At 48.3% G+C, this 25528-nt stretch carries 21 protein-coding genes; 10 read left to right on the plus strand and 11 right to left on the minus strand.

All coding sequences use genetic code 11. The features are described from left to right. From DXZ20_RS07010 to moaA, 5 genes are all read right to left on the minus strand, one after another. Positions 1-234: methylglyoxal synthase (locus tag DXZ20_RS07010; RefSeq protein ID WP_431732072.1), on the minus strand; the 234-nt coding region annotated here is incomplete at its 3' end. Between the two features lie 24 nt (positions 235-258). Further along, entirely contained in the window at positions 259-1530 is a 1272-nt protein-coding gene (locus DXZ20_RS07015; RefSeq protein ID WP_163697291.1) for a rhodanese-like domain-containing protein, read from the minus strand. A gap of 183 nt (positions 1531-1713) precedes the next feature. After that, the gene (locus tag DXZ20_RS07020) at positions 1714-3558 is read right to left on the minus strand and encodes a sensor histidine kinase (protein ID WP_163697293.1); all 1845 of its coding nucleotides are present in this window, start codon (positions 3556-3558) and stop codon (positions 1714-1716) included. A gap of 20 nt (positions 3559-3578) precedes the next feature. Next, positions 3579-4514 (minus strand): PhnD/SsuA/transferrin family substrate-binding protein, encoded by a 936-nt coding sequence (locus DXZ20_RS07025; RefSeq protein ID WP_163697295.1) that lies wholly within the window; start codon positions 4512-4514, stop codon positions 3579-3581. Positions 4515-5024: 510 nt separating this feature from the next. After that, positions 5025-6044 carry a GTP 3',8-cyclase MoaA gene (gene moaA / locus DXZ20_RS07030; protein ID WP_163697297.1) on the minus strand — a complete coding sequence of 340 codons (1020 nt, stop codon included), beginning with the start codon at positions 6042-6044 and terminating at the stop codon, positions 5025-5027. A gap of 410 nt (positions 6045-6454) precedes the next feature. On the opposite strand from moaA, the gene guaA reads away from it, so the two are divergent. Then, positions 6455-8002: a glutamine-hydrolyzing GMP synthase gene (gene guaA, locus DXZ20_RS07035; protein ID WP_163671640.1), complete on the plus strand. Its 1548-nt coding sequence runs from the start codon at positions 6455-6457 to the stop codon at positions 8000-8002. Between the two features lie 69 nt (positions 8003-8071). Here the strand turns inward: guaA and DXZ20_RS07040 are convergent, their stop codons facing one another. Next, positions 8072-9151 (minus strand): PIN/TRAM domain-containing protein, encoded by a 1080-nt coding sequence (locus DXZ20_RS07040; protein ID WP_163664116.1) that lies wholly within the window; start codon positions 9149-9151, stop codon positions 8072-8074. 152 nt (positions 9152-9303) lie between these two features. Between DXZ20_RS07040 and hemW the strand changes: the two genes are divergently transcribed. From hemW to DXZ20_RS07065, 5 genes are all read left to right on the plus strand, one after another. Beyond that, complete coding sequence (gene hemW / locus DXZ20_RS07045) at positions 9304-10497, plus strand: radical SAM family heme chaperone HemW (RefSeq protein WP_163664118.1); 1194 nt, start codon at positions 9304-9306, stop codon at positions 10495-10497. A gap of 202 nt (positions 10498-10699) precedes the next feature. Next, positions 10700-12280: a phosphoglycerate dehydrogenase gene (gene serA / locus DXZ20_RS07050; RefSeq protein ID WP_163697299.1), complete on the plus strand. Its 1581-nt coding sequence runs from the start codon at positions 10700-10702 to the stop codon at positions 12278-12280. 82 nt (positions 12281-12362) lie between these two features. Continuing rightward, complete coding sequence (prmA, locus tag DXZ20_RS07055; RefSeq protein ID WP_163697301.1) at positions 12363-13247, plus strand: 50S ribosomal protein L11 methyltransferase; 885 nt, start codon at positions 12363-12365, stop codon at positions 13245-13247. Positions 13248-13264: 17 nt separating this feature from the next. Beyond that, on the plus strand, positions 13265-13435 hold the full coding sequence (locus tag DXZ20_RS07060; protein WP_163664124.1) for a hypothetical protein: 171 nt from the start codon (positions 13265-13267) through the stop codon (positions 13433-13435). A gap of 17 nt (positions 13436-13452) precedes the next feature. Further along, entirely contained in the window at positions 13453-14631 is a 1179-nt protein-coding gene (locus DXZ20_RS07065; protein ID WP_163703424.1) for a homocysteine biosynthesis protein, read from the plus strand. A gap of 59 nt (positions 14632-14690) precedes the next feature. Here the strand turns inward: DXZ20_RS07065 and DXZ20_RS07070 are convergent, their stop codons facing one another. Continuing rightward, positions 14691-15794, minus strand: a complete 1104-nt coding sequence (locus DXZ20_RS07070; RefSeq protein ID WP_163697303.1) for a hypothetical protein — start codon at positions 15792-15794, stop codon at positions 14691-14693. Positions 15795-16355: 561 nt separating this feature from the next. Here DXZ20_RS07070 and DXZ20_RS07075 point away from each other — a divergent pair. Continuing rightward, on the plus strand, positions 16356-17315 hold the full coding sequence (locus DXZ20_RS07075; RefSeq protein ID WP_163697306.1) for a tetratricopeptide repeat protein: 960 nt from the start codon (positions 16356-16358) through the stop codon (positions 17313-17315). A gap of 21 nt (positions 17316-17336) precedes the next feature. On the opposite strand, the gene DXZ20_RS07080 is transcribed toward DXZ20_RS07075, so the two are convergent. Further along, positions 17337-17651: a hypothetical protein gene (locus tag DXZ20_RS07080; protein WP_163703425.1), complete on the minus strand. Its 315-nt coding sequence runs from the start codon at positions 17649-17651 to the stop codon at positions 17337-17339. 108 nt (positions 17652-17759) lie between these two features. Here DXZ20_RS07080 and DXZ20_RS07085 point away from each other — a divergent pair, with 108 nt between their 5' ends. After that, a complete protein-coding gene (locus DXZ20_RS07085) occupies positions 17760-18407 on the plus strand; it encodes a pseudouridine synthase (RefSeq protein WP_163697308.1) in 648 nt (215 codons plus the stop codon). Positions 18408-18761: 354 nt separating this feature from the next. Continuing rightward, complete coding sequence (locus DXZ20_RS07090; protein ID WP_163664132.1) at positions 18762-20663, plus strand: serine/threonine phosphatase; 1902 nt, start codon at positions 18762-18764, stop codon at positions 20661-20663. A 71-nt stretch (positions 20664-20734) separates the two neighbouring features. Here DXZ20_RS07090 and speA read toward each other — a convergent pair whose 3' ends face one another. Beyond that, positions 20735-22714 carry a biosynthetic arginine decarboxylase gene (speA, locus tag DXZ20_RS07095; protein WP_163697310.1) on the minus strand — a complete coding sequence of 660 codons (1980 nt, stop codon included), beginning with the start codon at positions 22712-22714 and terminating at the stop codon, positions 20735-20737. Between the two features lie 191 nt (positions 22715-22905). Here speA and DXZ20_RS07100 point away from each other — a divergent pair, with 191 nt between their 5' ends. Continuing rightward, a complete protein-coding gene (locus DXZ20_RS07100; RefSeq protein WP_163664136.1) occupies positions 22906-23505 on the plus strand; it encodes a hypothetical protein in 600 nt (199 codons plus the stop codon). Positions 23506-23529: 24 nt separating this feature from the next. On the opposite strand, the gene DXZ20_RS07105 is transcribed toward DXZ20_RS07100, so the two are convergent. Both DXZ20_RS07105 and DXZ20_RS07110 read right to left on the minus strand, forming a co-directional pair. Continuing rightward, positions 23530-25098 carry an Hsp70 family protein gene (locus tag DXZ20_RS07105; RefSeq protein WP_163697312.1) on the minus strand — a complete coding sequence of 523 codons (1569 nt, stop codon included), beginning with the start codon at positions 25096-25098 and terminating at the stop codon, positions 23530-23532. Between the two features lie 12 nt (positions 25099-25110). Next, a partial coding sequence (locus DXZ20_RS07110) for a hypothetical protein (protein ID WP_250565658.1) occupies positions 25111-25528 on the minus strand: 418 nt, incomplete at its 5' end.

Consider the following 25528-nt stretch of genomic DNA (forward strand, 5'->3'; position numbering starts at 1 on the left):
AAAGACCCCTGCCACTCCACCAGACACTACCCGAGCTGCAATCTGCAATTCTCCGCCCTGGGCTCCCGCAGCCATTCGCTCCACAGGTAGCCCAGTAACCGTTCCAATTAACTGTCCTGTGGTTTCAGTCGCAATCAAATGGTATCGAGCCAACACATGCCTGTAGTTGGTTGCCAGCATTACCAGGTCATTTTTCTTGGTGTCATGGGCAATCAAGGCAAGGCAGTCGGGCATGGTGTTATCTCCCCAAGCATGGTCTTAAAGCATTTCCAAAGGATAGCTATCCGCAGGGGAAGCTGACCACTCCCACATGGAGCCAGCATAATTTTTAACCTGATAGTCCAGGGTGACTAAAACCGATGCCAGCCAGCCAGAACGAATTCCCCCCGTGCAATACACAACAATTTGGCTGTCTGGTGTAATGCCCGCATCCAGCAATTTGGCATGGATATCATCCTGGGAAAGGAGTTTGCCATCCTGCCCCAAAAACTCTTTGAAGTAGAGATTAATGGCTCCGGGTACATGGCCACCCCGTTGTTCTCCATAGGGGGTCTTACCAGCAAACTCCCGCGCTTCACGGGTATCAATCACCACAAGATTGTCGTTACCTAGCTCAGCTTTTAGCTGCTCCTGCTGAATCTCCCATGTAACATTGCGCTCAACAACAAAATCTCCAGATGGCGGTGCATTGTTCGTGCCCTGTTGTACAGATACCCCCGCATCCACCAGTGCATCAAAACCACCATCCACCATGACCACTTGAGCATGTCCCAGCGTACGTAACATCCAAACAATTCGACCATCTTCACCCCAGCCCCCCGGTGGGTTAGCAAAAACCACCACAGGCCTGTCCTTTGAAATTCCCATTTGCTGCAGCTGCTGGGTTAGCAAGGCATCCTGCTCTAGCAGTCTGCCGCGAGTGGTTACCTGTTGCGGAGAAAATTGTCGCCAGTCGACATAAACGGCCCCCTGTAGCCTGGTGAAAGCCAGTTTGCGAGTATCCAGCAGGGTAACCCCTTGATCAATCAGCCGTTTTGCCTCCGGTGCACTGATAATCCACCGGTTTTCTAAAGATGCCGCTAATTCTGGCGCTGCCACAGTTGCATTGATGGTCTCAGAAAAGAGATTATTGCGCTCAAGCGGCAAATTGTTCTTTCTCCATTGAGAAATATCACCCTCTAAATGGAAGATTGAGGTAATGCCAGCGTCCCGTAGCGTTCTTTCTGCAATCTTGACCCGTATACCCCGCTCGCAATACACCACGACCGGACCACCATGGGCGATCTCGTCAATCCGATCGCCAATCTCTCGAAAATGAATGTTAATCGCCCCCGGAATGTGACCCGCCTCATACTCCTCTGCCGTACGCACATCCAAAATTAGCGGTGCAGTGCCAGCTTCGATTTGAGCAACTAACGCTTGCTGAGAAATGGGAGCAATGGTTTCAGCCATAGCCCCACAGGCTGCCAGCTGGAGACACAGACATGCGGCCCACAAAAGTTTACTCCCTTGATAATAAATCGACCCCATAGTCATGCCATAGATAAAAAATATACAATCTTATATCGAGATTAATAGACTCACCTTAAGTCCACTTAAGATGTGCTTAATCTCGAATTGAGACCAAGATTTAACACACGTCTTTTATTATCCCATTACTTATTTATTGGCTTATCTTGCTTTAAGACTAATTTGCCTCAAAATAGGTCTTAGCTAGAGACTTTGTGTCTCGTCTTGATCTAGTTTGATGGGTAATTTAATCGTGAATTTTGCCCCTTGCCCTAGCTGTGAGTGGCATTCTAATGAGCCTTGATGGGTTTTGGTAATGATTTGATAGCTAATGGACAGCCCCATGCCAGTGCCGGTGCCGATGGCCTTGGTGGTATAAAACGGGTCAAACAGCCGTATAAGCGATGATTCAGGAATGCCAGGACCGTTGTCACTGATCTCAATCGAGATCCAATCAGGCTCTAATATATGGGTTGCGATCGCAATCTTAGCCATCCCCTGAGGTGGCGAACAGCGCAGCACATCAATGGCGTTACTCAGAATATGCATAAACACCTGATTTAGTTGTCCGGCATAGCATTCAATGCAGGGCAATGGACCATAGTCACGCGCGATCTCAATTCCTGGCTGACCGGGTGTAGCCGTAATTTGGCTATTGAGAATTGTCAGCGTGCTATCAATGCCTTTATGGATATCTACCCATTTAACAGCCGCCTCATCCAAACGAGAAAATGATCGTAAAGACTGAACAATCGTGATAATCCGAACTGCTCCTTCTGCCATGGATTGCATCAGGTTTGGAAAATCTTTTCGCACAAATGGCAGATCAATCTCTTCGAGAGCAGATTGGATTTCAGTAGCCGGGTCAGGATAATGCTGCTGATAGCGATCCAGCAGCATAACAATATCGTTGACATAGTCACTCGCATGTTTGAGATTGCCATAGATAAAACTAACGGGATTGTTAATTTCATGGGCAATTCCAGCCACTAATTGTCCCAAACTCGACATTTTTTCGCTTTGTATCAATTGCCATTGGGTTTGTCGCAGTTCCACCAATGTCTGCTGTAAATCCTCAGCCTGCTGCCGTAGAGAAGCTTCAGACTGTTGCAATGCCTGGGTTCTTTCCACAACGCGAACCTCCAATGTTTGGCGAGCGTCTTCCAGTTCCATGGTGTATTGTCCAGCCCAGCTGACCAACTGATTTAATGCCTCTGCCAACAGCAAGACCTCGTCCTGGGTGTGAATCGAAACGTGTAGCTGAAAATCATTCGCTTGGGTAATGCGTCGTGCAGTCAGGGTGAGCTGCTCAATGGGCCGGGCAATGGCTCGGCTAGTGATCACAGCCAGGATAATGGCTAAACCGATGGAACAGACCATACTGACCAAAATGATGATCAGTCGTAATTGCTCAGACTTTTGTAGCTGCACAATGGATTGGTGGTACTGCCGATCAGCCGTTTGTTGCAATCGCGTTAAATCTTCAGACAGTTGCTCAAAGGTGGTGGACAGTTGATTGGCATCTCGACTACTAAGGGCGATCGAAATTACTTCTAAGGCAATTCGCTTATTATCAACCCCCTCTAAATCAAACCAAAGGTACTGAATAAAGCGCTCATACTCCTGCAAATTAGTCCGATAGCCACTGATCAACAGGGTTAGCTGGGTTTCAGATGCTGTATGGGGAAGTTGCTCAATTGTCTCTAGTTGGTGACGGAGCTGACGGAGTTCTGTATTAAATTGATTGGTTTCATACTGCACCCAGATCCGGCTTTCACCGGCGATCGCAAGTAACCGCTGAGGATGCATCTGAATACTCAAAACATGAGTATTCAGCTCATTAAGCAACTGCTTTTTACGCAGTGTATTCTCAGCTTGCTTGCGAGCAGAGAAGGCTTCATAATGCCCTCCCAGCAGACCACCGGTAGTGCCCAAAACAGCTGTTCCCAAAGCCAGAGCATATCCACAACTAATCTTTTTAGAAATACTGCGATGGATACCCAGCCGTTTATTAAAGCTAGAGACTACATGGGATAACAATGCAATCATCGACCCTAGCCCTCTCAGACTTATTCAATTGCTGAGCCCTGGCCAATAGCATAATAGCTATCTCGTAGGACTTGATAATCAGCATCAGTTACCGCCACTAATTCTGATGTTTTATACTTCTGGTTGGCTTCAGATGCTAAAAGCGCTGCTATCAATGTCTCTTGATGGTCAAGCATGTGGTTTCTCAGTTCTTCTAAATACCGTGGCCCCAGACTAGGATTGGCAACAAATACATCGGGGGGCAAATGATCACTCGCAGCAATGACTTGAATGTCAGTCCCTTCCAAACCCGGCGCTTTCACATACTCGACATAACGATCATGGGAATCACTCCAGGCATCTACCTGACCAGACTGCAGCGCTTCAAAGCCTTGGCGATTAAGCATGACCACCTGATAATCTTCAGGTGGCACTCCCGCATCTAGCAACATTTTCATCGGCATAATATGCCCTGCTGTTGACCCCTCAGTTCGCATCGCAATGGTCTTGCCTTTCAAATCACTCAGTTGATCAATGCCACTATCTACTCGGGTCATCACCATGGCCGCATACTTGGGACGAGTTATGCCAATGATGGGGATAGCCCCTGCCCGCGCCCTCAGTAGCAAATACTCAGAAGGTCCCGCCATCACAAAATCCAACTCATCGGCAAGGAGTGCTGGTGCCGCCGCAGAATAGTTTTCAACTGCAAAAAAAACAACGGGTAGCTGAAGGGTCTCTTCTAAAACTTGTCGAAATGCACCAAAGTCTCGCTCTAAAGCATCAGAACCACTTAAATCTGTCACAGCGAAGTGGAGTTTATTAGGATAATCAAACTGACTATTGGTTGTTGAGTTTGTCTTAGCTAGACCACAGCCCCCTAAAAACAACAAACTATACCCCAGAAAAAAACGACGACCTACCATAGCAGCCACAAGCAAGAAGGCTAACAGTACTGCTTGACCTGCATACAGCACCGTTTGACCTTCATATTGCCCAAACTATCCTTGGACTACGCGCTTAATTCTGAACCACTCTAAACTTTTCTTAAAACGAGATTGACCCCTAAAAATAAACCTACAAGACTTGATAAACCCAAATAAACAACAAAACAAATCTTTGCCTTAAAAAAAGTTTATATTTCTTATTGTGGACTCACAGAAAACCAAGCATTCTTATTTTAAGGATTAAGAGCAGTTGGGAAACCCTCTTGATTAACCGTAATTTATAGGGAATTTATAGGGTTAAGTGAGCATATACAAGATTTCAGGCTAATTAGTATATTCTAGGGAGATTCAGCTAATTGAGCCTCCCTAGAATAGCTAGTTAACGTAATTTATTTGTCAGGTATGCGCTTACGAAGCTTCTTGCTTTCGTTAAGGACATAGCTGCCATTGGAGACAATTTTAGGCAGAAAAGAAAGCTTGCTGTCCCCCTAATAATATCTACGGTTAGCTTAGCCCAATGTAAACGCCAAACTCATGTATTTATCCACCAATCTGAGACATTGTGCGGCTATAGGCTCCAGTAGTGCCAGATTCTCGCATTTTGAAATTAATCTCTGGTTTATCCGCCACTAAAGCGCCGACGCGATCACGAATAGTTTCAATGGCTTCTCCACTGCGCAAGGCATCTCGTAAATTAAGTTGACCCGTTTCATTTAACAGACAAGGCCGTAGCCAACCATCCGCAGAGAGTCTCATGCGATTGCAGCGATCGCAAAAACATTCAGACATTTGGCTAATAAATCCGAGCGTTCCTTTAGCACCTGGAATCTTAAAAACATCTGCAGGGCCATTGCCACGAATGCTTGATTCTTCTAAGCCCCAGCGATTTCGGATCTGTTGGCGAATTGTCTCAGAATCAATCCATCCCCTAGTTGTGAATAGCGCGTCATTACCAATAGGCATAAACTCAATAAATCGCACATGCCAATTCCTATCCAGGGTTAATGCGGCAAGATCTAAAATCTCGTGATCGTTGACACCCGGAATCACAACAACATTAAGTTTAAGGGGGTCAAATCCTACCTGGTGGGCCATTTGAATGCCTTGCCATACCTGTTGCCAACGCATATATTTTGATGCGGTCTCTGATGTTAAATCACGAGTAGCCGGTGGGCCCACAATTTTCTCAAATGTCTCTGGCTGCAATGAATCTAAACTGATATTGATGCGTCGTAACCCTGCATCATATAAAGGTTTAGCCAACTTCTCTAGCTTAAAAGCATTAGTCGTCAGGGCCAGATCTGTTGTCTCTGGCAAATGGGAGATCTCATCCACCAGCTGGACAATTCCTGGACGTAGCAGTGGCTCTCCTCCCGTAAGCCGAAATTTTGTGAATCCTAAGGGAATAAATACCCCCTTCAGCAAGCTCAAAATTTCCCCATGACTTAGCCAAAGCTCTCGCAATACATAATTAAGGTCGGCTCCCTCCGGCATGCAGTACACACATTGAAAATTGCAACGGTCAATCAGGCTGATACGGAGATAATCAATAGGATTCATGTGGTTTTTGAACTCAAAGCCCCCCATATATCAGGGGGTTGGGAGCTGAACACGTGGGAAAAGGTTGCCTCTATCTTAGCGGCTGCGATCTTATTGAGTCGTATTGCCTGACGCAGTTGCATACATCAAATTCTGAACAAGCAATTTAGAGAATGAAGCATTAATACCGTGGTTTGCTACTCTAGTTAAAATAATTTTCCATATACGTCTGGAGCGGCACACCCTCTACCCATAATCAATGGTTATTAAATGCCAGGATTTAGCTACTCGCGTTTAATAAGCAGCTCATTAGAATACGAAAATTACACCTGCTTTCCCACCCAATAGAGCTTCAGGACCTATCCGTGACTGCACAAACTCCCGCTATTACCGATAACGTATCTACCAAACCATCTGAGTTTAACCGTCAGATGCTAATTATTCTTGACTTTGGTTCCCAATATTCTGAGCTAATTGCTCGACGCATTCGCGAAACTCAAGTTTATTCAGAAGTGCTTTCCTACCGCACTTCAGCTGAGAAAATTCGTCAGCTTAATCCTAAGGGCATTATTCTGTCCGGTGGGCCTAGTTCCGTTTATGCTGACCACGCTCCCAAGTGTGATCCGGCCATTTGGGAGCTGGGGATTCCTGTACTAGGTGTGTGCTACGGCATGCAGTTGATGGTGCAACAGCTGGGGGGGCAAGTAGAGACCGCCGAACGGGGTGAATATGGCAAAGCGTCCTTGCACATTGATGATCCAACCGATTTGCTAACCAATGTGGGTGACGGTTCCACTATGTGGATGAGTCACGGTGACTCGGTCACTAGGCTGCCCCAGGGGTTTGAAGTTCTAGCCCATACGGACAATACACCCAGTGCTGCGATCGCAAATCATGACCAAGGCTTTTATGGTGTGCAGTTCCATCCAGAGGTGGTTCACTCCGTTGATGGTCAGGCCTTAATTCGTAATTTTGTATATCACATCTGCCGCTGTGAGCCCACATGGACAACGGAAGCATTTGTGGAAGAGGCCATTCGTGAAGTACGTGCCAAGGTAGGCACTAAACGGGTTTTACTGGCTCTGTCCGGAGGTGTAGATTCATCCACACTGGCATTTTTACTCCATCAGGCCATTGGCGACCAGTTAACCTGCATGTTTATTGATCAGGGCTTTATGCGTAAGGGGGAGCCTGAACGTCTGGTAGAGCTATTTGATCAGCAATTTCATATCAAAGTTGAATACGTCCAAGCTCGCACACGCTTCCTAGAGAAAATCAAGGGCATTACTGACCCAGAGGAAAAGCGGAAACGCATTGGTCACGAATTTATTCGTGTTTTTGAAGAGGAATCAAAACGCCTGGGACCCTTTGATTATCTGGCCCAGGGTACACTATATCCCGATGTAATTGAGTCTGCAGACACTAACGTTGATCCCAAAACCGGTGAACGGGTAGCGGTCAAAATCAAGAGCCACCACAATGTGGGTGGTCTACCTAAGGATTTGCAATTTAAGCTAATCGAACCCCTGCGCAAGCTCTTCAAAGACGAGGTGCGTAATGTGGGTCGCTCCGTTGGCCTTCCCAATGAAATTGTACGTCGTCAGCCCTTCCCCGGCCCAGGTTTAGCCATTCGTATCCTGGGTGAAGTGACGGCGGAACGGCTCAATATTCTGCGGGATGCTGACTATATCGTGCGGGAAGAAATCCGTAATCGAGGACTGTATCACGACTTTTGGCAGGCGTTTGCGGTATTGCTACCGGTTCGTAGCGTTGGCGTCATGGGCGATCAGCGCACCTATGCACACCCTATTGTGTTGCGTCTTGTTAGCAGTGAAGATGGCATGACGGCTGACTGGTCTCGGCCTTCCTACAATTTGCTAGAGGTTATTTCCAACCGCATCGTCAATGAAGTGGACGGAGTTAACCGAGTGGTTTACGACATCACCTCCAAGCCCCCTGGCACCATCGAGTGGGAATAAGCTGCGCTTGAGCCGCAGGCTCTTTTCAAAACCCCGGTTGCTAGCAACCGGGGTTTTGGGTTTTTGCAGCTAAGCCGTCGCCGTCCCTTTAGGGCGTGCAAAAATCATGCGTCCCGCTGACGTTTGTAGAGCGCCAGTCACCACCACCAAAACATTATTGCCGATGTAGCCTTTCCCTGACTCCACAACCACCATGGTGCCATCATTCAAATAGCCCACACCTTGGAAATCTTCCTTTCCTTCCTTAAGAATTTTGATCTCGATATCGTCTCCGGGTAAATACGCCGGGCGAATTGCCTTAGCCAGGTCATTAATATTCAAAATGCCTACCTGCTGCACCCGTGCTACTTTGCTGAGGTTGTAGTCATTGGTAATGAGCATGGCATTCATTTCCTGGGCCAGTTTAACGAGCTTAGCGTCTACAGTTGTGATGTCTGAATAATCGGCAGGATCAACAACAACCCGGTCGGGATAAGCCGCCCGCAGACGATTCAGAATATCCAACCCTCGTCTACCCCGGGCTCGTTTTTGGTCGTTGGCAGCATCGGCAACGGCCTGTAGTTCCTGTAAAACAAATTGAGGAACAACGATCCGGCCCTCTAAAAAGCTGGTTTCTAGCAGCCCTTCAATGCGGCCATCAATGATGCAGCTAGTATCCAAAATCTTTGAGGTAGCTGGTTTAAGCGTGCCTTCTGCAATCAGCATGCTCTCTACGCTGGAAGGATTGACTAAACGCAGCAATGCCCGTCCTTGAGTGTCAGCCAGATTCATCCCCGAGACTGAAAATATAATGCTGTTCATGACAGCTGCCAAGGGTTTGATGAAGTTAAACTCGCTGGGGATCGGCAACAAGAACACGGGGGCCAAAATCAAGTTGGCAATGAGTAGACCCAAAATTAAGCCAATGGCCCGAGCAAAAATGCGGTCGGGGGGCAGGGTGCGGATTTGTTTCTCGAACCGCCGATAGCTGGTCTGGGCAACAATTCCTAGGCCAGTACCAATCAGGCCTCCAAACCCGGCCATGACGGTACCGAGACCTTCAATGTTGTTAACTTGTCCTAAAACCTGAGGCGGTAGCAGGTCAACACTGTAAAAACCAACACCTGCCCCTGCAAAAATGAATGAAATTATGATTAATGCGTCTAGCATTCGAATGATGTCGCCCTTAGGGTATATCTATTGATGTGATGATGGTGAAGCATACACCATCCCTGGGAAGGCTCAAACAACGACATTATAATCACTGATGTTCCCCACGATTGGGTTCCTCCCTGAATGCTTTTATGTTCTCCAGTGGCCCCATGCCCTTATCGGCCCCCACATCGGCCTACGTTCATATTCCGTTTTGTCGGCGTCGCTGCTTTTACTGTGACTTTCCCATTTCGGTCATTGGTAACCGAAAACGCGGAGAAACATCTAGCACCATTAGCACCTATGTCGATTGGCTATGCCAGGAGATCAAGGCTACACCCGTTTTGGGGCCTGCGCTGAAGACGGTTTTCTTTGGCGGTGGGACGCCATCGTTGCTATCTGTCGCTCAGCTTGAGCAGATTTTGCAGACTCTTGATCAGCAATTTGGCATAGCGACCGATGCAGAAACGTCCATGGAAATGGATCCGGGCACCTTTGATTTGTCCCATGTACAAGGCTACTGTGCCCGAGGTGTGAATCGCATTAGCCTCGGAGTGCAGGCATTTGACGATGGCTTGTTGGAGCGATGTGGGCGATTCCATCGCCTGGTGGATGTGCATCGAGCCGTGGATGATATGCATCAAAGTCAGGTGCCAAGTTGGAGCTTAGATCTAATTTCAGGATTGCCTTATCAAACTTTGGAGCAGTGGCAGGAGGCAGTGGAGAGGGCGATCGCAATCCGTCCCCATCACATCTCCATCTACGATCTCACCATCGAACCCCAAACCCCCTTTGGTAAGCAGTATCAGGCAGGGGAGCAACCGCTACCGACCGAAGCAGCCACCGTTGACATGTACCGGCTAGGGCAGCAGATTCTGACCAACGGGGGCTATGGGCACTACGAAATTTCTAACTATGCCAAACCGGGGCATCAATGCCGCCATAATCGCACCTACTGGGAAAATCGCCCCTTCTATGGCTTTGGTATGGGAGCCACTAGCTACACCCAGGGACAGCGTTTTGCCCGCCCCCGCACCCAAAAGACTTACCGACAGTGGCTTAACAATTATCAACAAGCCGGTGGCATTCTAGATGAACCCTCATTACCGGTCACTGAACAACTGACCGATAGTTTGATGGTAGGGTTGCGCCTGGCAGAAGGTATCGATATTAGCGCTTTTATCAACGCATTTGGTGCGGCCTTTATCGGCATGTTGAATAGTCGCTTGCATCCTTATGTAACGTCAGGTCAAGCCATATTTGAAAACAACCGCCTTCGCCTCAGCGATCCCGATGGCTTTCTCATATCGAATACGGTGCTAGCAGATCTCTTTCATGGGATTGAACAACTCACCGAAAAGTAGCGATCCCTCTTGTGGAGACGTTCCATGGAACGTCTCCACAAGAGGGATCGCTATCTAGAAAGGCCTTGCCTACTTCCAAAAAACTTAAACGTTTTGTAACATTGGCAACCATATCTGCGATCCATAATTTGCCAAAGAAAGGATTTGTCCCCTTGCAGTGATGCAGTACGATGAGTCCTTGTGAAAAAAAATCCTCCCTGCTATGCCGAAGGTACTTGTCTCCGACCCGATTGACCAAGCTGGTCTCGATATTTTGGCCCAGGTGGCCCAAGTTGATGTGAAAACCAAGCTTCCGCCTGAGGAGCTTGTTCAGATAATCTCCAACTACGATGCTTTGATGATTCGCTCGGGCACTAAGGTTACCAGCGAGGTGATTGAGGCGGCAAGTCAGCTCAAAATTATCGGTCGGGCTGGTGTGGGTGTCGATAATATCGATGTAGCTGCCGCCACCCGTCGCGGCATTGTGGTGGTCAATTCCCCCGAGGGCAACACCATTGCCGCAGCAGAACATGCCCTAGCGATGATGCTGTCGCTATCGCGCAACATTCCTGAAGCCGATAAATCAGTCAAAGAGTCTGCTTGGAATCGTAAACAGTTTACCGGCGTAGAAGTTTACAAAAAGATTCTCGGCGTGGTCGGTCTCGGTAAAATTGGCTCCCATGTGGCTACGGTTGCCCGTTCAATGGGAATGACTATTCTGGCCTACGATCCTTTCATTTCTAAGGAGCGGGCGGCTGAATTAAACTGTAGCTTAGTGGATTTAGACCTCCTTTTCCAAGAGGCCGACTACATTACTCTACACATTCCCAAAACTAAGGAAACTGCCCACTTGATCAACGCTGAAGCGCTGGCCAAGATGAAACCAACTACCCGTATTATTAACTGTGCTCGCGGCGGCATCATTGACGAGGCCGCTTTGTATGACGCCCTGAAAAATGGCGTCATTGCCGGTGCCGCTCTCGATGTTTACGAAGCGGAACCCTTAGGAGAGAGCGCTCTGCGAGAGCTTGGCAAATCTGTTGTTCTCACTCCCCACTTGGGCGCTTCCACCACCGAAGCCCAAATTAATGTGGCGGTGGATGTGGCTGAACAGATTCGCGATGTGTTGTTGGGACTCCCTGCCCGGTCGGCTGTAAACATCCCTGGCCTCCGCCCCGATGTACTAGAAAAACTGCGCCCCTATCTACAGTTGGCTGAAACCTTAGGTAACTTGGTAGGTCAGTTAGCCGGTGGACGTGTAGAGCAAGTGCAAATTCGTCTCCAGGGTGAGCTGGCAAATCAAGATAGTAAGCCCATCGTCATCGCCACTCTCAAAGGCCTATTAACAAATGCTTTGAGAGAACGGGTGAACTATGTTAATGCCTCCATTGAGGCTAAGGAACGGGGCATTAAAGTGATTGAGACTCGTGATGCGAGTATCAAGGACTTCACGGGGTCCCTTTATGTCTCTGCCCAGGGCTCCCTGGGTGAGCATTCAGTAACGGGCGTTATTCTCGGTGGCAGTGAAGTACGTATTACTGACATCAATCAGTTTCCCATCAACGTGCCTCCCACGAAGTACATGTTATTCACCCTGCACCGCGATATGCCAGGCATTATTGGCAAAATCGGGTCTTTACTAGGGAGTTTTAACGTCAATATTGCCAGCATGCAGGTGGGACGCCAGATTGTGCGCGGTGATGCCGTTATGGTGTTGAGCATTGACGATCCGCTACCCGATGGGATTCTCGAAGAGATCACAAAAGTGCCTGGCATTCGCGATGCGTATACCGTCGCCCTATAAAATGGGTTAACCATGACTGTGTTAAGGACACTCCAAGTGCTTAACACAGTTATTGCTGATTTCTATAACCCTTACGAAAGCCTTGGCAAACACTTGGTGGGAAATACAAGTTACCTGCTCCCCACTGCTTGAGGATACGATCTTCTGGCGGTTTGAAGATTGGCATGGGCGCGGCACCGCCAGCGAGCGCTGGGGGCAACAAAGCCGAGTGAAAGCCTATTTTCCACAAGAGCAGTTTTGTAATGTTGATTTGGCCGCCCTAGCCTTGCGGTTTCAGCAAGATGCTCTATGTTTGGGTATCAACGAACTACCCGATGTCACCTGGCATCTGATTGAAGATGAGGATTGGTCCAAAAGCTGGAAAAAATATTGGCACCCTCAACCGATTGGTGATCGGCTATTGATTAATCCGGCTTGGATGGATCCCCCTACTGACTCGTCGCGTTTAGTGCTCAAGCTGGACCCAGGAACCGCCTTTGGCACTGGTACCCATCCAACCACCCAGCTGTGCCTGGAAGCGCTGGAGATGCGTTTGAGCGACGCTCAACCAGTGACCCTGGCAGATATTGGCTGTGGGTCTGGCATTCTATCCATTGGCGCAATTCTGCTTGGTGCTCAACAGGTTTATGCTGTTGACACAGATCCCCTCGCTGTTAAGGCAACGGGTGAAAATCGGGCTCTCAACAGTATGGATGCGAGTCGCATTCAGGTTGCCCAAGGGAGTATCGACAGCCTCAAGGTGAGTGAACCCGTCGACGGCATCTTGTGCAACATTTTGGCCGAGATCATCGTTGAGCTGATTCCGCATTTTAATGCCATTGCCAAAGAGTCCACCTGGGGGATTTTGAGCGGTGTTTTGTTGGAACAATCGAAGTGGGTGGCCGATACCCTCGAAGCGCATAATTGGACGGTAGCTACGCTCTGGCGACGTGAAGATTGGTGCTGTTTGAATATTCGGCGTCCTTAAAGAATGGAGTAATGATTATGGATAGCGGGTTGTATGTGTTGAAAATTGCGATCGCATCCGCCCTACTCAGTGTCTTAATTAAATGGATAGGGCCAATGATCGCGCCTCCCGAATCCATTGCACTCATTCTTGTCTTACTTCCAACAGCTATTCTAGGCGGCTGGCTTCTGAGTCGTTGGAGCCGATAACGTCTGCCATGGCCACCATCCGCACCATCCCTGAAATTAATCAAAAAATCAACGACGGCAGCGTCACCGTATGGACCGTCGAAGAAACTAAAGTCAACGTGGCAGAACTCGGCCTAGAGGCGGCCACTAAAGCGGTGGATGTAGTCACCACCGGCACCTTTGAACCCATGGAGTCCTCCGGGGCGATTATTAATCTCGGCCATACCGATCCCCCCATTAACATCCGAGAATGTTATCTGGATGGGGTACAGGCCTATGCCGGTTTTGGTGCAGTTGATCTCTATCTTGGGGCTAGCCAAGCCGTTAGTAATAATCGTTGGGGAGATACAGCAGAAAATAACGATATCACGAGCGAACGGGGTGGAGGCCACGTCATTTCTACCTTGATTGCCGGCAAATCGGTCAATCTCCGAGCCATCGGTCAAGTCAGCGACTGTTATCCCCGCTCCACCCTAGATATCTCCATTACCCAAGATACGATCAATCAATTTTATCTGTTCAATCCCCGTAACCTTTACCAAAACTTTATTGTCGGGGTTAACAGCAGTGACCGCCCTCTACTCACCTACCTGGGTCCACTACAGCCATTTCTCGGGAATGCTGTCTATGCCAATGCCGGGGCACTTTCACCCATGCTGAACGATCCTCAAATGCAGACGATTGGCATTGGCAGTCGGTTATTTGTGGGAGGAGCCCCCGGCTACATAGCTTGGGAAGGGACTCAACACTTCCCTCTACAAAAACGATTACCTAACGGTACGCCCGTTGGCCCCTCTGCCACCGTTGCCCTGATCGGAGATGCGAAACAAATGCAACCTGAATGGGTTCGTGGTTGCTACTTTACTGGCTATGGACCGTCCCTGATGCTGGGTGTAGGTGTCCCCATACCCGTTTTAGATGAAGCTGTTTTACAGAAATGTGCCGTTGAAGATAAAGATATCCTGGCCCCAGTGATTGATTTTTCAATTCCCCGCCGGGTCCGGCCCAGTTTCGGCTTGGTCAGCTATCAGCAACTTAAATCAGGTCGTCTTACCATCAACGGGAGCCGTGTGAGAACAGCTCCCCTATCCAGCCTTTATCTTGGGCGCAAGGTTGCGACCACCCTAAAAGACTGGATTATTCAAGGTAAGTTTCAACTCAGTGAGCCGGTTGCTCCCCTACCGAGACAAACAGCCTTTCTGCCCCAGAATAACTGAGGCCAACATTGCATCGCTAGGGCATAGTTGGGGGATACAGCTGGGAAGATGCAGCCGCTTTAACCCTCTGAGCGCTCGGCGGCATCAGCCACCTCATTGCTGTTGCCCACTTTGACCACCTTAGGTGCATCTGCATTGGATTTTTCCACCCTGGCAGTATCATCCTTAACCAGATTAGGTTTAGGACTAGGACGTCCTCCACGCTTTGATGATGGAGGCCGCCGCTTACTACCGCCACCGCCACCCATTGGCTTTTTCTTAGAACGCTTTTTCGGGGGGACAGCGCCGACATAGCTACCATCAGTTAAGATCAACTGGTTTCCCTGCCGCTGCACATGCATATCCCAAAAGTAGCCAATGGTTTTAACACTAATGTTGCCATTGATCACTAGCTTAAAGGGACGTTTGGGCTGTTTTCCAGTGCGCATCTTTTGCACGATACTAATGGTGATCTCCTCTTTCCGCTCATCGAATTTGATGACCTCACCGCGAATAGAAAAGTAATCGGGCTGCACTGCATCAGCGGGTGTTTCGAGCACGTCATCCTCTTCATCGCCCAAGGTCTCTGGCTCCCATACACCGACGATTTGTACGGCAATACCAATATCATCTTGGAAAATAGTGCGTGGATAAACCACCCAGAGGTGATCTTTTTCTAAATCTAGATGCTTTTTAACCAAGCTGGTTGTGCGTCCTAAGAGCACAGCACAGGTTGTGGTGCCATCGTGGTTAACAATGTTACCCCGGTTAAACGTTTCTTCTGAGGGCTCATAGCGTCCTTTTAACAGCCCAATCGCTCTGTACTGCATGGGCTCACTAGGCGGTGCAATCGGCTGCAACCTGGGTTGAGGCGTTTCTGGCTCAGTAGGCGTATCGTCTACTGGTGGCTCAGCTACTGATGACTCAGTAGGCTCACTCTCCGTAGGCTTGGGGCCTGGCTCGGACACGATTGGCGTTGGCTCAAGGGCATCTGCTTTCTTTAAGGCAACTGCTTCAATCGTGGGTTTTTTAGGAGACTCTTCAACGGGGGCAACAGGCTTAGCTGGTCGTCTAGGTGGCTTCTTAAGAGCAGGACTATTAGAGTTAGCAGCTGCGCTAGCATCCGAATTGTGATCGGATGAAGTATTGGACATTTCAGGGGGGCGACTGTCTGCAGAACTCATTAATCTCGAAACCTCCTCAATCAGGAAAATCGGCTTACTTAACAATTTGAACAATAGTTTAGGGGGTAGCTATAAGTCGCTACAGATTTAGATATCTAACTAACATCTGACTAATTACTTATATCTGGTTTGTATCTGTATCTATCTAGAAATCATAAAAATAAAATTGACATTGAATTGCCGTTTGGTTGAACCTAACAGTTTTTAGATAAATAAACCAAGTCTATCTAGAAAAAAATAGTTGGAATCGTGACTTAAACAATTAAGTTCATGGTCGCTTTTACGTTACCATTCACAGATTTTGACAGATGTCAGCTCAATTTAAGGATATTCTGTCTGATCAAATATTTTGAACCTTGTTCCCCATGATGTGACGCACTTTAAAGATAGTTGGGGCAATTCCTAAGGAAATATTTACTATTTTTTGTTCATGATCAGTTGGAACAGTTTAAAGCGGATAGTCAGTTGTACGAACACTACCCATGGGGTGTATCAGGGGCCAAGCGGTCCTGACTCATTTGGGTTTAATATGGGCAAGTTGCTTTGAAGGAGGGGAGCCCTGTGGCTGTCAAACGCAATCGCTGGCTGATTGGCGGTATTTTATTCCTAGCTGTTGCTGCACTGTTAGCGGTCTCACTTGGACCCTTAATTCAGGCGGCATTTAATCAGAATCCTGGCTATGACAACAGTGTACCCACGGCCACGGAGACCGATCGTCGGGCCGAGTTAGAAGGTCGGGCCAACGGTTATGAATTAGTTTTGGAACGTGAACCGGATAACCAGGCGGCCCTTGAGGGACTGGTGGAAGCCCGCATTACTCTGGGGGATTTGGCGGGTGCGGCTGAGCCATTAGCTCGCCTGGCAGAATTGAATCCCCAAGAGCCGCGATATTCCGTCTTGTTAGCCCAGACTAAGCAACAGCTCAATGATTTAGAAGGGGCTGCCCAAACCTACCGCAGTGTATTGACCTCCACACCTGGCAATATGGAGGCACTACAGGGTCTGGTTGCTTTACTGGTGCAGCAGGAACGCCCCCAGGCAGCGATTGGTTTGCTGCAGGACACTCTGAAAACAGCTGAGCAGTCTAATCAGATTCAGCCCGGCACCATTGATGTGATTGCGGTCAAATTGCTTCTAGGTCAGATTTATGCTGACCAGTCCCGGTTTGAAGATGCGATCGCAACCTACGATACGGCTATCCAGGATGCTCAAACAGTCAGCGGCACACCAGACTTTCGCCCCATACTTGCCAAAGGTCTTATTCTCAGGGAGATGGGCAACGAAGATGAAGCCCAGCCTCTATTTGAATCGGCGCTGTCCCTAGCCCCGGTTCAGTTTAAAGACCGGATCCAGCAGCTGATTAATCAACCCCCTGTTAGTGAGGCCATCGAAAATCCCCCTAGCGAAGATGTTCCTAGCCTAAATGAGGCCCCAGCTAACCAACCCGCTGAAGCCCCTCCTGAAACTGTTACACCTGAACCGGCTGAAGCCCCTGAAGCGGTTGAATCAGACGCCAATTAGCGCTTTTTGTTAAGCCGCTAATTAGGACGCCGTTTGACTGGACATTGGCTGGTTACTAAAAGCACGGTTTTGGTTGCCCTCTGATGCGATCGCATCCATTTCACTGAATTCGATATGGTTGATCAGAGTGGTGACAAAGGCAAATAGCAAAAATGGCAATGATAGGACCAGGATCAACCCAACACAAACCAGAGCATAAATAGGACGACTAGACCCCATGAGAGCCAGGGCAGTTGCCAAACTCAAAAACAGCACAATGAGCCAGACAATGATCTGGCCATAGATATCACCAAAGGTCAACGTGCAAACAAACCGGTACTTAGAGGCGTTGTTCATATTGCCAATACTCATACTCATCGAATCTATTCAGGATATCTGGCGAGTTAACTAACTTCACTATTTCTCAATACAGCTTCAAGAATTACCCGCATCTGCCCATCGCTAATGGACTATCGTTATCTGATTTTTTATAAGCCCTACGATGTCCTGAGTCAGTTCACAAATACCGATAGCCGCCACACTACACTCAAATCCTTTATTTCAGTACCGGATGTCTACCCTGTAGGTCGGCTTGACCGGGATAGTGAAGGCCTCCTATTGCTCACCGATGATGGCAAGCTACAGCATCGTCTGTGTCATCCCCGTTTCCACCATCCCCGGACCTATTTGGCCCAGGTAGAACGGATTCCTGATCCTGATAGTTTGCAGCAGTTGCGCCAGGGAGTGACCATTCGCGACTATAAAACTCGACCAGCGGCAGTGACCTTGTTGACAACGCAACCCGCACTGCCTCCACGCACACCCCCGATTCGATTCCGTCAGCATATTCCAACCGCCTGGCTACAGCTCACCCTATATGAAGGTAAAAATCGTCAGGTACGACGGATGACAGCTGCCATTGGTTTTCCGACGTTACGACTGATACGTGTGAGCATTGGTGAGCTGCATCTGGGTCAGCTACACCCCGGACAATGGCGTCACCTCACACCCCATGAACAGCGACAATTAGGGAAGTTAACAAAAGGTTGTGACCAGCCTGATTCCATGCAGATCAGGCGTTCCCGTTCGCACCGTCGCCGCCGTCGCCGCTGATTTGGTTGCGTTTATACCAACATCTGCCATGCTTATCGGCTATGCTGAACTGTATTTAACTGATAAGACTTCCCATACTAATGATTTTAAGCGCTAAGACTATTTTTAACTTTGGGAATAGTAAATTACAGTGACGTTTAACTGCGTTGCTGAGGGTAAATCTCAACTTATGTGTCAGATTTGCTTGACCACGTCCAACTAAGAATGTTGTATTTTTCCTGGGAAAACCCTAAAGTTCTGGATATGGACAAGGGTTATCTACCAGCAGCCTACGGCTCGATTCATCCCTAAAATCAGGAACGCTTTCATTTTAATAATCTGCGGTAACTGTCAACGGACGTTTTCTATCCACTGATGATCATTTGCCCATACTGCCAATTTAATAACCCTACCGAGCACAAGTTTTGCCAGTCATGTGGATCGCCATTGCAGCAATGGAGGGCCTTTATCTTTCCAGGCAAGTCTTCCATCGCTCTGGCTGTTAGTGAAATCCAGGCTCCTGAGGGTATTCAGCCCGGTGAAGACACCGATATCTGGGAACAGGTAACCGCTAATACATTAACGCCCATTGATCCAGTGACCTTGGGCACTCGCGACGCCAATGACTGGTTAGGGCCTCAGCAGCGCTATCAGTTAATTGAGGCACTACAGCTAAATGTTGACAGCGAAAAACCGTTAGAAGTTCAGGTAACCGATACAAAGCCCAATGATGTTGCGTCTTCCCTGGTAGAGCAACGGCATCAGTTTTCACTGACTGAGTTGAGACATACCAGTGAGAAAAAGCTATTTCCCTTGAGTGCCTATCCCTATTTAGCCCTGCACAGTCGCTTTTTCCCATCAATTCCCGAACTACAGGAGGCTTGGGTTGAAAGTGACCATAGCGTTTTAATTGTTGAAGATCGTCGACATTTGCCAGATTTACTGACTATTTGGAAGCAGGAAACCTTGGATCCGTTACAGCAGGTCCACAGCTTCTACGTCATGGTTGAACTGTGGGAGGCAATGTCGGTCTTTAAAGGTCAGGGCAGTTTGCTGAATATCAGCAATCTATGTATGGATGAAGACCAGATTGTGTGTTTGCGCTACATTGAGCCTGGCCCCTATCGTAATGACTATCGACTGGCGGATATGGGGCTGCTTTGGCAGTCGCTGCTCCAATCCAATGGTCAGTCGTTACCTGATTTGATTAACCTTGCGGCCCAGGTCATCGAAGGGCAGTTTGATGACATTGAAGGACTCAAAGAAGCGCTGATTGCGATTGCAGATAAATATCAATTAGGTACAGATATCTCAACCGCTATTTCTGAAACTCCGTCAGAGACAAACGTCTTAGCAGATTTGGATATTCCTGGCCTAGAAGGTCTAGATATTAACGAAGATGCCAGTATGGACAGCATCGATTCACCGACAATGGTGCTGCCAATGAAGCTAACTGGGCTAGAGGATGCTGGACAGTCCCATGTGGGTCAACAGCGAGATCACAACGAGGACAACTATTTTATTCAGTCTGCCCTCAGCCGTCAGGAAACCCTGTCTAGCCAGACGTTGGATGCCAAATGCGCCTACATTCTTTGTGATGGCATGGGGGGACACTCCGGCGGTGAAGTGGCCAGCCAGCTAGCGGTTGATAACCTGCGTGAGTATCTTGATGGCCATTGGCAGTCTGATTTACCCAATGAAGCAGAATTGCGCAATGCCATTGGCCAGACCAACCAGGTGATTTACGAGAAAAATCAATCTGAGGAACGTACAGGGAGTGCTCGCATGGGGACTACCCTGGTCATGTTACTGGTCAAAGGCACCCAGGCCGTGGCTGCCCATGTGGGCGATAGTCGCCTCTATCGCTATACCAAACGTCTTGGGTTACAACAAATTACTGTTGACCACGAAGTGGGACAGCGCGAAATCAAGCGCGGTGTAGAACCGGCCATTGCCTATGCTAGACCGGATGCGTATCAGCTGACCCAGGCCCTAGGTCCCTGTGGTGAAGATGTGCTAGATCCCAGTTTTAACTATCTGAATCTAACTGAAGACACGTTGCTGTTGCTGTGTTCCGATGGTTTAAGTGACGACAGACTATTAGAGACCCACTGCTCCACACATATTGAGCCAATTCTGAGGGGCCATAAAGGGATTGAAGAAGGTGTGGCGGATTTGATTGAACTCGCCAATGAGCAAAATGGCCATGACAATATCACAGCCTTGGTGGTGAAACTTAAGGTGAAACCCGATCTCTCCAAACTCCAATCAGTTTAGGGATTTTTATGGATTACCTTCATAGAGGCGTTCCATGGAACACCTCTACAAAAAAATGCATCTCACAAAACCTATGACAAATAGGTGTATCGGCTCAAGCTCTCTTCGTAGTTTTGTAATAATAATTGGGCCTCTGGTAGGGTGATTTGTTTTTCCCTCAGAGAGATTTCCGAACGGAGTCGAATTTGTTCCACCAGATCTTCAGAGTCGTACTGTACATAGCTTAAGACCTCCTTCATGGTATCTCCTTTGACCACGTGTTCGATGGTGTAGCCCTGGGGGGTTAGATCGATATGAACCATATTGGTATCCCCAAAGAGGTTATGGAGATTGCCCATGATCTCTTGGTACGCGCCAGTGAGAAACATCCCCAAGTAATAGGGGTTCCCTGCTTGGAGATCGTGGAGTTCTAAAACCGATTTGACATCATGTAAATCAATAAACCGATCAATCTTGCCATCACTGTCGCAGGTCAAATCCGCCAGAGTCGCCCGACAGGTAGGCTCTTCATCCAGACGATGGATGGGCATGATGGGGAAAAGCTGGTCGATTGCCCAGGTATCCGGTGCTGATTGAAAGACAGATAAATTGATGTAGTAGATGGAGGCCATCATCTTTTCTAGATCCGCTAAATCATCGGGAATGTAGCTTTCCTGACGAAGTACCTGAATGATTTTTTGACAACAGGCCCAAAAGAGATTCTCCACCCTTGCCCGCTCAGTTAAGCTCAGGTAGCCAAAGTTAAAGAGACTGACAGCTTCTCCTTTAAACTGTTCAGCATCATGAAAAACCTCTTGATAGTTTTTTGAGTTGATACTTTGGTAGGCCTCATAGAACTCTTTGAGAATGGCATGATCCTCAGATGTTGGCTGGAATGGCTCCTGGGGACGTACTTCACTGCTGCCCAGCACATCAAATACCAACACCGATTGGTGGGAGGCAATGGCTCGACCACTTTCACTGATCAAGATGGGAACAGGCAGATTCTTGGAAGAGCAGGCTTCTTTAACTTCAGCAACAACATCGTTAGCATAGTTTTGAATGCTGTAGTTTTTAGAGGCTGGGACATTGGTTTTAGATCCGTTATAGTCGACACCGAGACCACCACCGACATCCAAATACTGCATATTGGCCCCAAGATTAGCCAATTCTACATAGATTTGGCAAGCTTCTCGAAGAGCGTCTTTGATAATGCTAATGGATGAGGTTTGGGACCCAATGTGAAAATGGAGGAGCTGTAAACATGGCAGCATATCCGCTGTCCGCAGTTGCTCAACCACGGTCAAAATCTCGGGAATAGTCAGACCAAACTTGGCACGATCTCCCGCTGAACCGCCCCAGCGTCCCATACCCTTTGTACAGAGCTTGGCCCGCACCCCCAACCGAGGGCGAATGGATAGCTGCTGACTCACCTCGATCACCAAGGGCAGCTCATTGAGTTGTTCTAGAACGATTATAGGAGTTTGCCCTAGCTTTTGACCCAACATGGCTGTCTCAAGATAGGCGCGATCTTTATATCCGTTGCAAACTAGCAAAGCTCCTGGTGTTTTGAGGGTGGCCAGGGCAATCATTAGTTCAGGTTTAGATCCAGCCTCTAAACCAAATTGATAGGGCTCACCAAACTTCACCAAATCTTCAACTAAATGGCGCTGTTGATTACACTTGACCGGAAAAACACCTCGATAACAACCATCATAGCCATACTTAGTAATAGCTTTGGCAAAACAAGAATTGAGTCGTTCGATACGATCTTCAAGAATGTCAGAGAAACGAACAAGAATCGGCAGTGATAAATTGCGAGCCTGTAGGGCTTCAATCAGACTGTGTAGATCCAGAGAACCACCCCGCTCCCCCTGGGGAGAGACGATCACATGACCTGCAGAATTAATGGAAAAGTAGGGCTCTCCCCAGCCATTAATACGATAAAGTTCTTCACTGTCTTCGATGGTCCATGACACGCTCCCTGAAGAGAGTTTTGTTTCAGATGAGACACAAGGCTCAGCAGACACATTTGTTGGCTGTTGATTGATTGAAACTGGAGCTGAACTCATCAAAGTGTTTCCTTTAACAAAGATGTAATGATAGTTTAAATTTATCCCTACCCTATCTGTTCGCAATTAGACAGTCTGCATAATTTAGAAGTCTGCATAATTTAGACATTGCGATGAGATAGTTCTACGTAGATATACTCGGTTGATCCACTGGAATTAGGCATATTTGTACAAAGGAATATATTCGGTTTATGAAGACACGCACAGCCCCGATACCGGTTGGCCCTGTTCTGGGCGTTGACTCGATAATTTTACTGGTGGCAGCTATTGCTGCATTTATCTTTAGTCAAGCCGTCCATTTAGCGTTGTCATCGGAATCTATCAATCAAACGCTACAGGCTCCTCCTAGATTTTTGGTGGTGCTATCCAGCTTGAGCATTCCTGTCTTTTTTATGGCAATGGATGGCATCAATGCAGCGGGTAATCGATTAAAGCTACCGTTTGCGGGTAGCCGTAAACGGGCACAGCAGATTTATGCCCGCCGCATTCACCTGAGTCTATTGGCTTTATATTTTAATGCGATTTTAGTGGCCCTCTGCTGGTCAGCGTCGGCAATGCCGGTTATGTCTAAGGTTTATTTGGCAGCTGTATTTGCGATCGCAATTTATGCCCTGGGGCAAAGCATTCCATCCACCAAACTGAGTTTCACACTATCAGGGATTCTTTTTGTCATTGTTTTGCTGGCTACCCAAACCTTTATCATTACTAAGACCCAGGCTGAAGCTGAGCAGGCTGGTCAAGAGCTGAGACAGCGTTTAGGTGGAGATGAACCTACAGCTGACGATCAGTAAGTAGCCTGGCGCATCTAAGGCGTTCTAAGATAGCTCCACAACTGCCTGATTGTTAGCCAGAACTTCTTCGGTTAGCATGTCCTCGACAGTGACTCGCAGCAGTCGGTCCTGATCCACAGTGAAACTCAGGCGTACCCGATCTTCCCCTGGCCTCCCAGGAGGATTAAGGTTAGCAATATTGGGGGCTTTATCGTTTAACGGTTGGGCTACGGTTTGCCCCGCCTTTGTCTGGCGCGTAATCAGACGGTTGCCCTCAAAATAGACTTCGGTGCTCCCCTGTTCGCGCCCGAGTTCACCAATAATCAGTTCAATACTTGGCTGTTTTTCATTGGCAGCCCCCAACACCAATTCCACTGGTTGGGCCATGGGATAAGGCTGACCTTGAGGAATAATCGGGTGCCAACCATGGCAGTTATTGCGCCGATCCCAAAAGCGAATACCATAACCGTGATAAAGAAAGTCCGTCAGCTTTACCTGCTGTAGCTGGAGTGCGCCGGCAGAAACAGCGGTAAACGGCTTGTCACCACACACCTTGGTGCCATTAAATCGATTTTTTGCCCAGGTTTGAATCGCTGGAATTTGAGTGGTGCCCCCCACCAGCAACACCGCGTTAATATCGTCTAGTCCTATGCCCTGTCGACGCCCCTGCTGCAATACCTGATCAACTCGGGCATTAAGACGCTCAAAAAAATCCCGCTTCTGCAGCACCTGTTCAAGCTGCTCCCGTTCTAGGGTGAGATCATAGCTCTCAAATGTTTCATCATCAAAATAGCTTTCGTTGGCCTTGAGGGCATTAGATAGCTGAATCTTGAGTTGTTCTGCCAGGCGTAGGGTCAGGGGTGAAAGGGGAATTCCATACTGCTCGGACAAATGCTGGGCCACCCACTGATCAATATCGGCTCCCCCCAGATTTTCCCCTGCTTTAGCTAATACTTTAGCGGTTGACACCTGCTGGGCAGACTTGCCCATGGCCTTTTGACCCCATTTGAGAATATATCCCAACGCTTGGGAACGACCGCCGCTTAGCTGCACAATGGCCAAATCTAAGGTGCCGCCACCAAAATCGAGCACCAATACGATTTCATTGTCGGTCAGACCATAGCCTAAAGCCGCCGCCGTGGGTTCATCAATCATGCGGACGCGATTGATATCCCAGCTTTGACACAGGGTGCCTAACCAATTGCGGTAGGTCTCAAAACTGTCTACAGGAACTGTTAGAACCACCTCATCAAGGCTCTCTTCCTGCTGCTTGAGCTGGTCAATTACCTGGGTTAAAAACCAGTCTCCCACTTGTTCAAATGAGAGATTACGACCATCCAAGTCTGGCATAAAGCCTTGAATGGAGGTGCCGATACCCCGCTTAAAGTTTTTAAAACAGCGTTCCGAGCGTTCTAGACCGCGATCGCGAATAGGTTGACCAATCAGCACCTGATCCAGCTGTGCATCCTCAACGTAGAGCAAACTAGGCACTAACGCTGGACCCGATGCACGCTGAGCAATGGCATCTAAGGTGAGAACTTCGGAGGAGAGAGTCGCGGCATTCCACCGGCATAGCACCGTGTTGCTGGTGCCAAAGTCAATTGCTAATACCATCAGATTCCATTTCTAGCTTGCGATCGCAAGTCCAAACGCCCCACCAATAAATAATCCCAACAAACAAACGCTCAGGAGCGCCAGGCTACAGCGGATCCGCCCCATTCCCGCTAGTAGTCGATCGCCCACATGGGCAATTAGCAAACTACACACAGCGGTTAGCACCAAAACCCCTAAATTCACAAAGAACAGCGTCATCCCCATGGGCCCGAAGCGAATATCGTCAATATTGTTGGTGCCACCAAATCCGACTGCCACCGCCAGGGCCACCACCGATAGGGCAGTTCCCAAGCAGGTTAAAGAGCGGCATACTATGATACGAAATCCCTTTAGGGACGATAGCGCTTCTGGCCCAGCTAGAGCTAATGTCTGTATGAATGTTCCGCCAAAGGCCAATGGCCACACCCAGAAGGGGGGTGAAAAGACCGAT

Origin of the sequence: Adonisia turfae CCMR0081, from assembly GCF_011009555.1 — a bacterium.
GTDB lineage: Bacteria > Cyanobacteriota > Cyanobacteriia > Phormidesmidales > Phormidesmidaceae > Leptothoe > Leptothoe turfae.